At 38.4% G+C, this 14355-nt stretch carries 14 protein-coding genes; all 14 read left to right on the forward strand.

Annotated elements, in window-relative coordinates; all coding sequences use genetic code 11:
- The first annotated feature begins 6 nt into the window (after positions 1-6).
- The 14 genes from J0J33_RS04990 to J0J33_RS05055 all read left to right on the forward strand — a co-directional run bounded on the left by J0J33_RS04990 (position 7) and on the right by J0J33_RS05055 (position 14347).
- Complete coding sequence (locus J0J33_RS04990) at positions 7-2271, forward strand: glycoside hydrolase family 65 protein (protein WP_206888351.1); 2265 nt, start codon at positions 7-9, stop codon at positions 2269-2271.
- Positions 2264-2929, forward strand: a complete 666-nt coding sequence (gene pgmB, locus J0J33_RS04995; protein WP_086582229.1) for a beta-phosphoglucomutase — start codon at positions 2264-2266, stop codon at positions 2927-2929. The genes J0J33_RS04990 and pgmB overlap by 8 nt, the downstream gene beginning before the upstream one ends.
- A 26-nt stretch (positions 2930-2955) precedes the next feature.
- Positions 2956-3936: a LacI family DNA-binding transcriptional regulator gene (locus J0J33_RS05000; protein WP_206888353.1), complete on the forward strand. Its 981-nt coding sequence runs from the start codon at positions 2956-2958 to the stop codon at positions 3934-3936.
- A 178-nt stretch (positions 3937-4114) separates the two neighbouring features.
- Positions 4115-4783, forward strand: coding sequence for a response regulator transcription factor (locus J0J33_RS05005; RefSeq protein ID WP_213438991.1), 669 nt, complete (start codon positions 4115-4117; stop codon positions 4781-4783).
- A gap of 5 nt (positions 4784-4788) precedes the next feature.
- Positions 4789-6201, forward strand: coding sequence for a cell wall metabolism sensor histidine kinase WalK (locus J0J33_RS05010; RefSeq protein ID WP_019293803.1), 1413 nt, complete (start codon positions 4789-4791; stop codon positions 6199-6201).
- Positions 6202-6264: 63 nt separating this feature from the next.
- Complete coding sequence (locus tag J0J33_RS05015) at positions 6265-8007, forward strand: 1-deoxy-D-xylulose-5-phosphate synthase (RefSeq protein WP_206888356.1); 1743 nt, start codon at positions 6265-6267, stop codon at positions 8005-8007.
- A 9-nt stretch (positions 8008-8016) separates the two neighbouring features.
- Positions 8017-8283, forward strand: a complete 267-nt coding sequence (gene yidD, locus J0J33_RS05020; protein WP_195916761.1) for a membrane protein insertion efficiency factor YidD — start codon at positions 8017-8019, stop codon at positions 8281-8283.
- Positions 8284-8574: 291 nt separating this feature from the next.
- The gene (locus tag J0J33_RS05025; RefSeq protein WP_165719660.1) at positions 8575-9357 is read left to right on the forward strand and encodes an ABC transporter ATP-binding protein; all 783 of its coding nucleotides are present in this window, start codon (positions 8575-8577) and stop codon (positions 9355-9357) included.
- Positions 9347-10297: an iron ABC transporter permease gene (locus J0J33_RS05030; protein WP_019293799.1), complete on the forward strand. Its 951-nt coding sequence runs from the start codon at positions 9347-9349 to the stop codon at positions 10295-10297. Before J0J33_RS05025 ends, J0J33_RS05030 begins: the two co-directional genes overlap by 11 nt.
- A complete protein-coding gene (locus J0J33_RS05035) occupies positions 10294-11232 on the forward strand; it encodes an iron ABC transporter permease (protein WP_206888358.1) in 939 nt (312 codons plus the stop codon). Before J0J33_RS05030 ends, J0J33_RS05035 begins: the two co-directional genes overlap by 4 nt.
- An 11-nt stretch (positions 11233-11243) precedes the next feature.
- On the forward strand, positions 11244-12185 hold the full coding sequence (locus J0J33_RS05040) for an iron-hydroxamate ABC transporter substrate-binding protein (RefSeq protein WP_019293797.1): 942 nt from the start codon (positions 11244-11246) through the stop codon (positions 12183-12185).
- A gap of 435 nt (positions 12186-12620) precedes the next feature.
- Positions 12621-13061: a MarR family winged helix-turn-helix transcriptional regulator gene (locus J0J33_RS05045; RefSeq protein WP_004258807.1), complete on the forward strand. Its 441-nt coding sequence runs from the start codon at positions 12621-12623 to the stop codon at positions 13059-13061.
- The gene (locus J0J33_RS05050; RefSeq protein ID WP_019293795.1) at positions 13061-14038 is read left to right on the forward strand and encodes a beta-ketoacyl-ACP synthase III; all 978 of its coding nucleotides are present in this window, start codon (positions 13061-13063) and stop codon (positions 14036-14038) included. The genes J0J33_RS05045 and J0J33_RS05050 overlap by 1 nt, the downstream gene beginning before the upstream one ends.
- A gap of 87 nt (positions 14039-14125) precedes the next feature.
- Positions 14126-14347 (forward strand): acyl carrier protein, encoded by a 222-nt coding sequence (locus J0J33_RS05055; protein ID WP_003135454.1) that lies wholly within the window; start codon positions 14126-14128, stop codon positions 14345-14347.
- Positions 14348-14355 lie beyond the last annotated feature (8 nt).

Genomic DNA, 14355 nt, shown 5'->3' on the forward strand with positions numbered 1-14355 from the left:
AAAAAGATGAAAAAAATCAGCAGAATTATGGAAATTGAGCCTTGGCATATCCAATCCAGTAAATTAGAAAAGGAAGAACGCCGTCTTCAGGAATCTTTAACCTCAATCGGGAATGGTTACATGGGAATGCGCGGAAATTTTTCAGAAAAGTACTCAGGCGATCACCACCAAGGTACATATATTGCAGGTGTCTGGTTTCCAGATAAAACGCGTGTGGGGTGGTGGAAAAATGGTTACCCAGAATATTTTGGTAAGGCAATCAATGCTTTGAACTTCTCGGGAGTTTCACTTTTTATCGATGATGAAGAAGTTGACCTTTATACTGATAGTATCACTAATTTCCACCTTTCCTTAGATATGCAAAAAGCAGTTCTCTCTTATTCTTATGAAAAAGCTGGCGTTGCTGTTTCCGTTGAGCGTTTTATGTCGATCGTTCATCCAGAATTAGCTGTCTTCTCCTTCAAATTCTCTAGTGTGGATGGTCAATCGCACAAAGTACGTACTGTTTCATTTATTGATGCTGATGTGCACAATGAAGATTCCAATTACGAAGAAAAATTCTGGACTGTTTTAGATAAAGGAGGCGACAAAGAAGGAACTTACATTGCCAATCAAACGATTGCTAACCCCTTTGGCGTAGAGCAATTTACCGTACTGGCAGGGCAAAGTTTTAAGGGAGATTTTCAAGCTCAAGGGCAAGAAACTCAAGAAGAAAAAGTTATTAATTACCATGAAGCAACTGTGGAACAGGAAACACTACATTTTGAAAAACGTGTGCTTGTTCTGACGAGCCGTGATTATAGTAATTTAGCTGCAATGCATGAAGCCTTAGCAAGCCTAGAAGAAGTAATTCAAGTGAAATCTTATACACAACTTTTACAAGAGCATACAGAAGCTTGGGGCGAACGTTGGGAACTTGCGGATGTGGAAATTAAAGGTTCTGATCAAGCACAACAAGGTATTCGTTTCAATCTCTTCCAACTTTTTGCAACTTATTATGGTGAAGACGAGCGCCTCAATATTGGTCCTAAGGGCTTTACTGGGGAGAAATATGGCGGAGCAACTTATTGGGATACTGAAGCCTATGCAGTTCCGCTTTATCTTTCTTTAGCAGATCAGCAAGTGACGCAAAACTTATTACGCTACCGTCATAAACAATTGCCCCAAGCACAACATAATGCAAGACAACAAGGTTTGGCTGGAGCGCTTTATCCAATGGTGACTTTTACAGGTATTGAGTGCCATAATGAATGGGAAATCACTTTTGAGGAAATTCATCGTAACGGTGCTATAGCTTATGCTATTTATAATTACAGCAATTATACTGGCGATGAAACCTATTTGGCTCAGGAAGGTCTTGAAGTACTTGTAGAAATTTCACGCTTCTGGGCAGACCGTGTTCACTATTCGGAGAGACAAAAAGCTTACATGATTCATGGGGTTACAGGACCAAATGAATATGAAAATAATATCAATAATAACTGGTATACCAACACATTGGCAACTTGGGTTTTGAATTATACAATGGAAGGTTTGAAAAAATACCCTCGGCCAGATTTACAGGTTTCGACAGAAGAATTATCGCAGTGGACTGATATCACTACCCATATGTATTATCCGACAGATGAAGAGTTAGGGATTTTTGTCCAGCATGATGGCTTTTTAGACAAGGATTTGACGCCAGTTGCGGATTTAGATCCCAAGCACTTGCCTTTGAATCAAAACTGGTCATGGGATCGTATTTTGCGCTCACCATATATTAAGCAGGCAGATGTTTTGCAAGGGATTTATTTCTTTGGCAACCAATATAGCTTGGAAGAAAAACGTCGTAACTTTAACTTTTATGAGCCATTAACTGTTCATGAAAGTTCACTTTCTCCATCCATTCACGCAATTTTAGCTGCCGAACTTGGAATGGAAGATAAAGCAGTTGAAATGTATGAACGGACTGCACGTTTGGACCTTGACAACTACAATAATGATACAGAAGACGGTTTGCATATTACCTCAATGACGGGTTCCTGGTTGGCGATTGTGCAAGGTTTTGCCCAAATGAAAACGTGGAACGGTCAGTTAAGTTTTGCGCCTTTCATTCCAAATGCTTGGGATGCTTATAGTTTCCGTATTAATTATCGTGGGCGTCTGCTCAAAGTCAGTGTAGGAGAAAAGCTTCAGATAAAATTGCTCAAAGGTGAACCGATTGCCTTAGAAGTTTATGGTGAATCAGTCCAATTGGAAGGTACTTATGAAGCAGAGGTGAAGCATGTTTAAAGCAGTATTATTTGATCTTGACGGAGTAATTACCGATACCGCAGAGTATCATTTTCAAGCCTGGAAAGCTTTGGCTGAAGAATTAGGAATAGCTGGAGTAGATAGAACTTTTAATGAACAGCTCAAAGGTGTATCCCGCGAAGATTCTTTGAAAAAAATATTGGAGCTTGGTGGAAAGAGTGAAACATATGATGCCGAAAGTTTTGCTCAGCTTGCTAAGCAAAAAAATGATAACTATGTCCAAATGATTCAAAAGGTAGGACCAGAGGATATTTATCCTGGCATATTAGATTTGCTGAAAGATTTACGCGCCCAAAATATCAAGATTGCTTTGGCTTCTGCCTCAAAAAATGGTCCATTCCTTCTTGAAGCGATGGAGTTGAGCACGTATTTTGATGCCATTGCTGATCCGGCAAAAGTTGCAGCTTCAAAACCTGCACCAGATATCTTTTTGGCTGCTGCAGCCGGTGTTGATGTTCCTATTACTTCATGTATAGGAATTGAAGACGCCCAGGCTGGTATTGCAGCGATAAAAGCAGCAGGCGCATTACCTTTAGGTGTGGGTTCTGCTGAAGACTTAGGAACGGATATTGCTTTAGTTTCAAATACAAACAGTCTGTCTCTTGAATTATTAACAAAAGTTTGGGAAAATAAGTAGAAGAGAGTAGAATCAGGAGATAGTATATGGCCGTTACGATAAAAGATGTAGCAAAAAAAGCGGGTGTGAATGCTTCAACAGTTAGCCGTGTTCTCAAAGATAGTTCGGAAATCAGTGAGAAGACAAAAGTTAAAGTAAGAAAAGCAATGCAAGAACTCGGCTACACGCGCAATGTGGCGGCTCAGATTCTAGCATCAGGGAAATCTAATACGATTGGAGTCGTCTTTCCTCCTGTCGAAGACAAATCAAACCAACCTTTTTATATGAAAGTTTTGACTTCGATTAATGAAACAGCACGCAAATACGATGTTTCAATTGCTGTTGTGACTGGTTATCAAGAGAGTGAGCTGAAACAACAAGTTGAGTTGATGTATTCCGAGAAGCGCGTGGATGGTTTTATTGTCCTTTATGCGGGGAAAGCAGATAGTGTTCGCAATTATCTTTTCGATAACAAGATTCCTTTCGTTCTTTTAGGCACGCCAACAGAAAAGCAAAATGAAATTACACATGTGGATAACGACAATGTTTTGATGGGGCATGAGGCGACCAGATATTTGATGGATTTGGGGCATTCGGAGATTTCTTTTGTGACCGATACGAAAGATGGTGAAGTCTTTGAGGAACGCTATCAAGGCTATCAAGATGAGATGCTGAAAAAACAAAGCAAGCCGAATTTACTCGTTTTTGAAGAAAACATGACCTTGAAAGAAGAAACAGGCCTTGTTGTTATGGATGAAGTCTTAGCTTTGAAAGTAATCTCTCGCTTGTCAGAGCAAGGTGTAAAAGTACCAGAAGATGTTAGCGTGATTACTTACAACAACTCTGCCTTCTCAACACTTGTTCACCCTTATCTGACAACCTTTGACATCAATATCGTACGTCTTGGAGCAGCAACCGTAGAGAAGTTTCTTGGGCTGACGCAAAATAAGGAAGCCTTCCATGATAAAACAATTATTCCTTTTGAGCTTATCTTAAGAGAAACGACAGCGCCTAAAGAAAAAGAGTAAAGAAAAACAGTGAAGAAACCCCTTCACTGTTTTGTAATGAGTAAATTTCAAAAAAGATTGGCTTTCACCTTCTTTTAGCTTTAAATAAGAAAAAAAGGTCATAATAGTGTAAAATAAAGGGAAGGATGGGTAAATTTCTCGTGTAAATTTTCCCGTTAGTGTAAGAAAGATGGATGCGATGATTAAAATATTATTAGTTGAAGATGACCTCTCTTTGTCAAAATCAGTTTACGATTTCTTGAAATCTTTTGCTGAGGTAAAGCAAGTTTTTGATGGCGAAGAAGGGCTTTATGAAGCAGAAATGGGGATTTATGATTTAATCCTCTTAGACTTAATGTTGCCTGAGAAAAACGGATTCGAAGTACTCAAAGAATTACGTGATCAGAATATTGATACACCAGTTTTAATTATGACTGCAAAAGAGTCTTTAGATGATAAGATGCACGGTTTTGATGTTGGAGCAGATGATTATTTGACGAAACCTTTCTATCTTGATGAGTTGAAAGCGCGCATTCAGGCGCTCTTAAAACGTACAGGAAAACTGGAAGATGCTAACGGTCTTTCTTATGGCAATGTGCGCTTGAATTTGACCAATAAGTCAGCATTTGTGAATGACACACCAGTGGAATTAATCGGTAAAGAGTTTGATCTTGTAGTTTATTTGATGCAAAACCAAAATGTCATCTTGCCTAAAGAACAAATCTTTGACCGCATTTGGGGCTTTGACAGTGACACGACAGTAACTGTAGTTGAAGTTTATATGAGTAAAATCCGTAAAAAACTTAAAGATACAGACTTTGCCCAAAATCTAGCTACATTGCGTAATGTCGGCTATATTTTACGGTAAGTTTTATGAAAAAGATAATTGAAAAAATAAAATCGATGCCAATTGTGAAAAATGATGGGAAAAATTTCCTTCATTTTTTTCTAGATTTCACGATCATCTTCTTTGCACTCACAGTAATTATTTTGCAAGTGCTCACAAGCGGGGTCTATAAGTCTACTGACCAAAATTTACGAGATTTAGCAGCTAATCCAGATATTTTAAGAGCGCTGGCACTTGATCAGGCGGGAGTCAATCAAGGGACATTTGAAATTAATCAAGGCAATTACAGTCCAACAAACAGTATCGTCATGTACGATGAAAAGGGCAATGTCTTAGGACCAACAGGCAGTGTTGATGCAACAACGAAACCAGGAAGCAGCAGTCAGCAACAAATCATACGTGTCGACCTCGTACGTTATCAACTTGAGAAGACAGCCAAGTTAGACAAGGACGCCCTTGGACAAATCAAGTCGATTTCTATTCGGAATCCTTATGGTCCTGATTGGCATTATCGATATGTTACCTTGGCGATGCCACAATCAAACCTGGACACAACCTATGGTGCAAGTAACATTGCTTATATTCAAGTTTTTAGTAACGTGGATCAACTTCAAGATAGCTTGAGCCGGAGTAATTTTATTATCATTACAACAATGGTTATGTTCTGGTTTATTTCCGTGATTATTAGCTTGTATCTTGCCAACTGGACGCTGCGTCCTGTTATGGTTGCCTATGAAAAGCAGAAAGCTTTTGTTGAAAATGCAAGCCATGAGCTAAGAACGCCTCTCGCTATTTTACAAAATCGCTTAGAATTACTTTTCCAAAATCCGAATGCAACAATAATTGAAGAATCTGAAAATATCTCAGAGAGTCTTTCGGAAGTACGTAATATGCGACTTTTGACGACTAATCTGTTGAACATGGCGCGACAGGACAATAACATTAAAACAAATCCTGAGCCAACAGATAAGGAATTCTTTGAAGCCATCTTTAGCAATTATCAGCTCTTGGCAGAAAGTTCTGATAAGTCTTTAAAAACTACCTTAAAATTTGAAGGAGCTTTAAGTTTAGATCAAAGCTTAGTGAAGCAACTTTTAACGATTTTGTTTGATAATGCCATGAAATATACAGGCGAAGATGGTGAAATTCAAGTTGATGTTCAAAAAAATGGAGCAACCCTTCTACTGAGTGTGTCTGATAATGGAGAAGGAATTACAGCAGCTGATAAGAAAAAAATATTTGACCGATTTTACCGTGTGGATAAAGCAAGAACACGACAAAAAGGTGGCTTAGGTCTTGGCTTATCCCTTGCACAGCAAATAGCTGAGGCACATAATGGCCGAATCACGGTTGAAGATAATCAACCGCGTGGTACAAAATTTACTGTCCGTTTACGGACAAGTCCATCTCCCAAATCAGCAAAAGTGAACAAAAAGTAATAGAATAGATTGTAAACTTATGCACTATGAATAAAAGTGAAAAATGAGTGGAAAGAGGCAAAGATGACTATTTTAGATAAAGTAAATGCGCCAGCAGATTTAAAAAAGCTAAGCGCTGCTGAATTAACCGAACTTGCTCAAGATGTTCGAGGAGCAGTGCTCAATAAAGTCAGTCAGATTGGGGGACATACAGGACCAAATCTGGGTGTCGTAGAATTAACCATTGCCTTGCACAAAGTCTTTCAATCGCCTGTGGATAAATTCGTTTGGGATGTTAGCCACCAAACTTATCCACATAAAATTCTAACAGGACGTAAACACGGTTTTCAAGATGGGCATTTTCATGACATCACGGGTTATACAAGTCAACATGAATCAGAACATGATTTTTTCACTGTTGGACACACCTCAACGTCTGTTGCAAATGCGATGGGACTGGCTAAAGCACGTGATTTAACAGCGCAAAAAGGTAATATTATTGCTATTTTAGGTGATGGTTCACTTTCTGGTGGCTTAGCATTGGAGGCAATCAGCAATGCTGGTGCTTATGATAAAAATTTCATCCTGATTCTCAATGATAACCAAATGTCAATCGCTGAAAATCATGGTGGGATTTATAAAGGATTAGCTGAATTACGCGCAACAGATGGTCAATCACCCAATAATCTGTTTAAAGCATTTGGATTAGATTATAAGTATTTAGCAGATGGTAATAATCTTGAGGCGCTCATTTCTCTTTTTGAAGAAGTAAAGGATATTGACCATCCGATTGTTTTACATGTCAATACCGAAAAAGGACATGGTTATCAACCTGCTGTTGACATGAAGGAAGCCTTCCACTGGCGCTCTCCCTTCAATTTAGCAGACGGTTCTTTGAAAAATATAAGTTCAGCGAAAAATTATTCCCGTATTATTCTTGATTATATGGAAGAAAAAGTTGCTGAGGGTATGCCTTTAGTCGCAGTCAATGGTGGAATTCCAATGGTGAATAACCTAAAGGAATTTGCTGAAAAGCATCCAGAAAACTATGTTGATGCTGGGATTGCTGAACAATATGTGACGACCTTTGGCGGAGCGGTTGCAGCAGGTGGAGCACGTGCAATGATTTTTCACAATTCGACCTTCATGCAACGTGCTTATGATCAATTTTTACATGACTTGGCAATCAACAAGGAACCAGCGGTCGTTATTGTAAAATCAGCCTCTATCTCGGGTTCGGATAAAACTCACCAAGGGAACTTTGCAATAGGTATGCTCTCTAACATTCCGGATTTGGTCTACTTGGCGCCAACGAGTGAAGAAGAGCTTGTAGCGATGTTGGATTGGGCACTGACACAAAAAGACCATCCAGTGGTACTACAAATTCCTGAGCATGGTGTTGAAAATCGTTCAACCGTGTTGACTGATTTCAGTAAAGCACAGTATGGAATTGTGCGTAAAGGTGAAGAAGTTGCCATTCTGGCCTTGGGCGGTCTTTTTAGTCACGGTCAAAAAGTAGCAGAAGAACTGGAGAAATTACAGATCAATGCTACGCTAGTTAATCCAATGTTCGTTGCAGAACTTGATAAGAAAACCTTGAAAGAATTGACTGGGGACCATAAAGTCTTTGTGACCATCGAGGATGGTATTCTTGATGGCGGTTTTGGTCAAAAAGTTGCTGGTTATCTTGGACAATTTGGTGTGAAAACATTGAATTATGGTGCAGATAAAGAGTTTAATGACTCCGTTGCTGTGGATGAACTTTATGATCGTTATCATTTGACGCCAGAACTGATGATTGCAGATATTCTAGAAGCCCTAAAATAAAAGGAAAAAATGAAAAAAGTTTTAGTCAAAACTGTACATGGTTATCAGAGATTTATTTCCCCTCTGTTACCGCCGGCTTGTCGTTATTATCCAACTTGTTCGAATTATATGATTCAAGCTATTGAGAAGCACGGAGCGGCCAAGGGAATTGCAATGGGAACCTCAAGGCTTTTACGATGTCATCCATTTTGTAAACCAGGTTATGACTTGGTACCTGATAAGTTTTCCTTGCGAAGAAATTACGAGACACCTGAGGACAAAAAGAAGAAATCTTGAAAAATTTGTTATAATCATAGGTGAGGATGAATTTCCAAGACAGATTTAAATAAATCCATAATTAAAATAAGTAAACAGGACAACCTTCAAGTCATTGGGCTTGGGGGTTTTACTCTTGTAATTCTTACATTATAAGTAAAACGATAAAAGATCAAGATAGGGAAAATATCTGACTTAAAATAATTTAGAAAGTACTTGTTAACTTTTATAAAGTATGCTTTAATTAAATATGTAAAAAGTATTTGACATTATTGGCATCTTCGAGTGACTAGAGCTAAAAAGGAAGAACTCATGTATTTTGGGGCAAAAAATTTAAATGTATATTACGGTAAAAAGCAGGTTCTAAGAGACGTATCTTTGGAAATTGAGCAGGGAAAAACGACAGCGATTATCGGAATAAATGGCTCAGGGAAGTCGACATTACTCAAAGCCCTGGGACGTTTAATCAAGTATGAAGGGGAAGTTATCTATAAAGATGAACGTCTTTCTAATCGTAAAAATCTAGAAATCGCTAAAATATTGACCTTGCTCCCACAAGCCATGCAAGCCCCGAGTGATATAACTGTGTATGAGCTGGTTAGTCTTGGCCGCTTTCCACATCAAAAGCTCACTCAACAGAACTTATCTGAAGCAGACAAGCACTTTGTGGAGCAAGTCATGAAGGAAACTGAGATTTGGGAGTTACGTAACCAAAAAGTTTCCCAACTTTCTGGTGGACAGCGTCAGCGTGCTTTTATCACGATGATTTTAGCGCAAGACAGTGAAATTATTCTTTTGGATGAGCCGACAACGTATCTCGATCTTTTGCACCAACTTGATATTTTAAAACTGTTAAAAACTTTTGCGAAAAAGATGAACAAAACAGTAGTTTATGTCATCCACGATTTAAACCACGCTGCGCGTTTTGCGGATAATTTAGTTATTGTAAAAGAGGGTGAAATCTTTACTTCAGGCCCGGTGGAAGAATTATTTACAGAGGAAATTATTCATGAGAGCTTTGGATTACATGTTCGATTAGGTCGTGATCTTTTCTGCCAAACTCTTATGATTACAGGGGTTAAAAATGAAGATTAGGAAGTTTTCTTATCAAGTTGCACTGGCTTTGGTGACGATTATGGTCTTGTCTTTCCTATATCTCATGCTCGGTGATCAAAACTATAGTTTCAGCCAGATTTGGCACGAGAGTGTCGTCTTGCACTTGCGTTTACCGCGCTTATTGGCCTTAATGTTTGTAGGAATTCTCCTCTCCAGTAGCGGACTTCTGGTTCAAAGTATGACAGGTAATCCTATTGCCGAGATATCCACATTGGGGATATCAGGTGGTGCAAGTTTTGCACTTGCTTTGCTTTTAGTGTTCAATCTTTCCACAGGTGGTTGGTTGGGCACTGCTGTAGCAAGCTTAGGAGCATTTATTGCTCTTGTTACTGTAGCTGTCCTTACCGTGAAAAGTAAATTTCAACCGATGAAAGTTGTTCTTGTGGGAACTTCTGTTGGCCTTTTTGCGACAAGTCTTGCAAGTATTTTGACCTTTTATAGTAAAAATATGCAGTCTTATTTTTTATGGATTGTGGGTTCCTTTTCTGGAATCACTCCACTAAAATTGGAAATTTTAATGGTTGTGACTGTACTGTTTGTATCAATGGTTCTCTTATTTGCAAATCAGATAAAAGTGTTATCCTTTGGTGAAGAGATGGCAACCAGTCTAGGTATTTCTGTAAATCGTCTCAGATTGTTGATTATGGCTATGGTGGCTCTGGCAAGTGGGGTGACAGTTTCGAGTGTCGGTGTGATTAGTTTTGTCGGACTCATGGCGCCACATTTGGCAAGGCGACTGGTAGGAGGACATTTTTTAAAAAGGTTCTTTATGAGCAATTTATTAGGCGTGATGCTATTACTTGTAGCAGATGTGTTGGCCCGTAATTTGTTCAAGCCTTATGAATTCCCAGCAGGCAGCTTAACTCTTTTATTTGGCGCAATTTTCTTCATTTATATGATGAGTAAGGAGGAAAAATGAAAAAGAAATTTTTATTTTTAATATTCCTCTTGGTTGCCTTTATTATTATCGACTTGACGCACTTTTCGACAGATTGGGATTTACTATCCATATTGATTCCTCAGTTTAGAATGCCAAGGACACTTGTGGTACTTATTGCAGGAACTGCTTTGGCTATGGCTGGCTATATTATTCAGACAGTAGTGGATAATCCTTTAGCAGATGCGGGTACACTTGGAATTACAAGTGGGGCCAGTGCAGGTGCAGTACTGTTCCTTTTTCTTAGTCAGTGGTTGAAACTTTCGGGCTCTTGGATCTTTATGTATCCTTTATTTGCCTTGTTGGGAGGACTTTTTTCCTTTACCTTGCTCTATCATCTTGCGCTAAAGAAAAATGTAAGTAATATCCAAGTCCTTCTGATTGGGTTAGGAATTACCGCTCTATTTCAGGCCTTGATTACCTTAGCTCAACTTTCCATTAATCGGTTTGATTTTCAGCAAGTAGCAGTTTGGTTATCCGGAGACATCTGGCAAACAGATAAAATCTTTATTAGTGTGAATCTTGTCCTGTTGATAATTGGTCTGGTTATTTTCATTTTTTTCCGAAAAGAGCTAGACTTACTAAGTTTGGGTCAAGAAATGGCAACAAACCTTGGCTTAAATGTGAAACAGAGTAAAATGCAATTTTATATATTGGCACTACTTTTTGCATCAATTGGCGTTTTATTAGTTGGCGGTCTTGCCTTTATTGGCTTGATTGCACCACACATAGCCCGCGAACTGGTGGGATTTGAAAGTAAAAAGCGTGCTTTGATGACAGCTTTGGTCTCAATGATTATTTTACTTTTAGCAGATAGTTTATCGCAAATTATTATTGCACCGTCAAGCTTACCGCTTGGTTTTGTGGTTGCTCTTATAGGTGCGCCCTACTATATATACTTAATACAAAAAATTTGAAAGAGGATTTCATGAAACACCTTAAATTATATTCTATAGCTTTAGCAGCAGTTGGCCTTTTGGGCCTTTCTGCATGTTCAAACTCAGATGTATCACAATCCCAAAAAGAGGAAAAAGTAACCTTCACTGCCTTGAATGGTGAAGTAGAAGTTCCTGCGCATCCGGAACGTATTGCAGTACAGAATTATCCGGATGATGTTGCAACCTTAGGTGGAAATGTAATTGGGACGGATTCTTGGGCTTTTCCTAATCCTTATTTGTCAGATAAACAAAAGGAAAATATGGTTGATCTTGGTTCGCCAAGCTTTAATATTGAAAAACTTATTGGTCAAAAGCCTGATTTGATTGTGACAGTGGATAAAACTCAAGTTTCTGATTATGAAAAAGTAGCACCTACTGTACTTGTTAACTATCAAGATTTGAATGATATGGATAAATCTTTGGATTTCTTTGCCAAATTGTTGAACCGTGAAGATGAAAAGAAAGAGTTTCTCAAAACTTTTGACAAAAAAGCTGAAGAGCAAAAAACAAAGCTAAAAGCTCAAGGCATAGATACTGCACAATCAAGCATTTCCTTGCTAGAGCTCCAAGGCGATAAAATTTACGCTTATGGCGATAACTTTGCGCGTGGTGGTCAAGCACTTACGCGTGGTCTCGGATTCCAAGAATCGCCAAAAATGTCGGAATTATCCGAAGGAACAGGATATGCAGAAGTCAACGCTGAAAGCCTCAAAGATTTTGATGCAGACTATATTTTTATCGATTTTAAAAATGCAGATAAAGCACAATATGAGGCACTTCAAAAAAATCCCGTGTGGAAAAATCTCAAGGCAGTTAAAGAAGGGCATGTCATCACAATGGATTATGAGAAGGTCTATTTCTTTGGCGGTCCCACAGCTTCAATGGCGCAGTTGACTGATTATACAGATGCACTATTAAAACAAACGAAATAAAAATTTGGATACATAAACTCTTGGAAGCTTTTTCGAGAGTTTTTTTAGACAAAAAGGGGGATAGTGTTATTTAAAACTCCTTTTTTGAGCCAAATTCACAAGAAAACAAGAAAAACAGAAAATTTTAGACTTTTATTTTGCTATAATGAAAATAAGCATATAGTAGATGTGTTAAAGTCTCAAATGTTAAAAATAAAAAGGATTTTGCGATCCTTTTTAAAAAGGAATTTTTTCATAAAAAAAAGATGAAATACCATGATTTCATCTTTTTGCTGTCGACTACATTTGGAAATTTTCTTTATGAAGCAGGATAAAGAGGTTATCCAAGCCATCAGAGGCATTTTTCAAATCTACTTAGCACTTGCAAATTATTTTTATTATGGTACAATTTTGTATTGTAAATGGTTTGTATCATCAAAATATCAGGAAGTACAAATGAAAACAGATTTTGACAAAATTAATGAATGGTTGATTCAACTTTTCCACGACTGCATGAACTTAGAAGAACAGTTCTTGAAGGATTCTGATTACCCAGATGTAACTGTGAAAGAACTTCAACAAATGACACTTATCCATACTTTGGGAACTTGCCGCGCTACAGACATTGCAAGGAATCAAAAATTAGCCCTTTCAACAATCACCATTACACTCAATCGCTTGGAAACTAAGGGATATATCAAGCGCGAACGATCAGATCGTGACCGTCGTGTGGCTTATATCGTATTGACTGAAAAAGGTATGGCTCTCTGTGCATCGCACAGCGAATTTTTCCGTAGCATTTCAGAAAAACTTATGTTAAGTGTTTACGGGACTACCGAAAACAAACTTGCAGGCGAACTTGAAGAATTACATAAGTCATTGGAGAATATGAAATAATGCCTTTCGCTAAAATTACCCAGGTGGCACACTATGTGCCCGAAAATATTGTGTCAAACGATGATTTGGCAAAAATCATGGACACGAGTGACGAGTGGATTTATTCACGGACGGGTATTAAGCAGCGACACATTACAGTTGACGAAAATACCAGTGATCTGGCTGCTAAGGTTGGTGAACAACTCTTAGCTCAAGCTGATTTGTCAGCAGACCAGATTGATTTTATTATCGTGGCGACTATCTCACCTGATAGCAGTATGCCAAGTACGGCAGCCTTGGTCCAAGCAAAAATTGGCGCACATCGTGCCTTTGCTTATGATTTAACAGCTGCTTGTTCTGGTTTTGTTTTCGCTTTATCAACGGCTGAGAAGCTGATTGCCGGTGGCTACAAACGTGGTATGGTTATTGGTGCAGAAGTTTTGTCTAAATCTTTGGATTGGTCGGATCGTTCTACCGCTGTTCTTTTTGGAGATGGTGCAGGTGGTGTTCTTTTGGAAGACACAGGTACACAACCTTTGATTATCGCAGAAAATCTAAGAACAGATGGCTCTCGAGGCGATTCCCTTACCTCAAATTATTTGGCACTTAATCCTGAACTTAGTGGTCAAGTTAACCATGTTACAGAGTTCATAAAAATGGACGGACGGGCGGTCTTTGACTTTGCGACACGTGACGTTCCAAAAAATATCCAAGAAACCTTGGAAAAAGCAAATCTGAAACCTGAAGATATTGACTATTTTTTATTGCATCAAGCAAATTCTCGAATACTTGATAAAATGGCCAAGAAATTAGGTGCTGTACGCAGTAAATTCCTGCAAAATATGCAAGAATATGGCAATACAAGTGCAGCTTCGATACCTATTCTCTTGTCAGAATCGATAAAAAATGGTAAACTTTCTTTGGACGAAAATTATAAAATTGTCCAGACAGGTTTCGGTGGCGGCCTCACATGGGGTACGCTCATTATTAATCTTTGATAAGATTGATAACATTTAAATTTGGTTATATGAGTGATTTATCACGCTATAATATATATACTTTCTACACATTAAAGGAGAAATAACATGGCAGTATTTGAAAAAGTACAAGACATCATCGCTGACGAACTCGGCAAAGAAAAAGAAGAAGTAACACTCGAAACTTCATTTGAAGAACTCGATGCTGACTCACTTGACCTTTTCCAAATCATTAACGATATCGAAGACGAATTCGATGTTGAAGTAGATACAGAAGCGGACATGAAAACTGTTTCTGATCTCGTTAAATATGTTGAAGCTCAACAATAAGAGAATTA

Origin of the sequence: Lactococcus sp. LG1267 (assembly GCF_017309545.1) — a bacterium.
In the GTDB taxonomy this organism is placed as follows: Bacteria; Bacillota; Bacilli; order Lactobacillales; family Streptococcaceae; genus Lactococcus; species Lactococcus petauri.

What these genes read in the sequence shown, in the direction of transcription:
- J0J33_RS05045 (WP_004258807.1), top strand. Translation starts at nt 12,621, where the DNA reads ATGAAAACAGATTTTGACAAAATTAATGAATGGTTGATTCAACTTTTC.
- J0J33_RS05000 (WP_206888353.1), top strand. Translation starts at nt 2,956, where the DNA reads ATGGCCGTTACGATAAAAGATGTAGCAAAAAAAGCGGGTGTGAATGCT.
- J0J33_RS05015 (WP_206888356.1), top strand. Translation starts at nt 6,265, where the DNA reads ATGACTATTTTAGATAAAGTAAATGCGCCAGCAGATTTAAAAAAGCTA.
- J0J33_RS05030 (WP_019293799.1), top strand. Translation starts at nt 9,347, where the DNA reads ATGAAGATTAGGAAGTTTTCTTATCAAGTTGCACTGGCTTTGGTGACG.
- J0J33_RS05010 (WP_019293803.1), top strand. Translation starts at nt 4,789, where the DNA reads ATGAAAAAGATAATTGAAAAAATAAAATCGATGCCAATTGTGAAAAAT.
- J0J33_RS05050 (WP_019293795.1), top strand. Translation starts at nt 13,061, where the DNA reads ATGCCTTTCGCTAAAATTACCCAGGTGGCACACTATGTGCCCGAAAAT.
- J0J33_RS05005 (WP_213438991.1), top strand. Translation starts at nt 4,115, where the DNA reads ATGATTAAAATATTATTAGTTGAAGATGACCTCTCTTTGTCAAAATCA.
- J0J33_RS05025 (WP_165719660.1), top strand. Translation starts at nt 8,575, where the DNA reads ATGTATTTTGGGGCAAAAAATTTAAATGTATATTACGGTAAAAAGCAG.
- pgmB (WP_086582229.1), top strand. Translation starts at nt 2,264, where the DNA reads ATGTTTAAAGCAGTATTATTTGATCTTGACGGAGTAATTACCGATACC.
- J0J33_RS05040 (WP_019293797.1), top strand. Translation starts at nt 11,244, where the DNA reads ATGAAACACCTTAAATTATATTCTATAGCTTTAGCAGCAGTTGGCCTT.
- J0J33_RS05055 (WP_003135454.1), top strand. Translation starts at nt 14,126, where the DNA reads ATGGCAGTATTTGAAAAAGTACAAGACATCATCGCTGACGAACTCGGC.
- J0J33_RS05035 (WP_206888358.1), top strand. Translation starts at nt 10,294, where the DNA reads ATGAAAAAGAAATTTTTATTTTTAATATTCCTCTTGGTTGCCTTTATT.
- yidD (WP_195916761.1), top strand. Translation starts at nt 8,017, where the DNA reads ATGAAAAAAGTTTTAGTCAAAACTGTACATGGTTATCAGAGATTTATT.
- J0J33_RS04990 (WP_206888351.1), top strand. Translation starts at nt 7, where the DNA reads ATGAAAAAAATCAGCAGAATTATGGAAATTGAGCCTTGGCATATCCAA.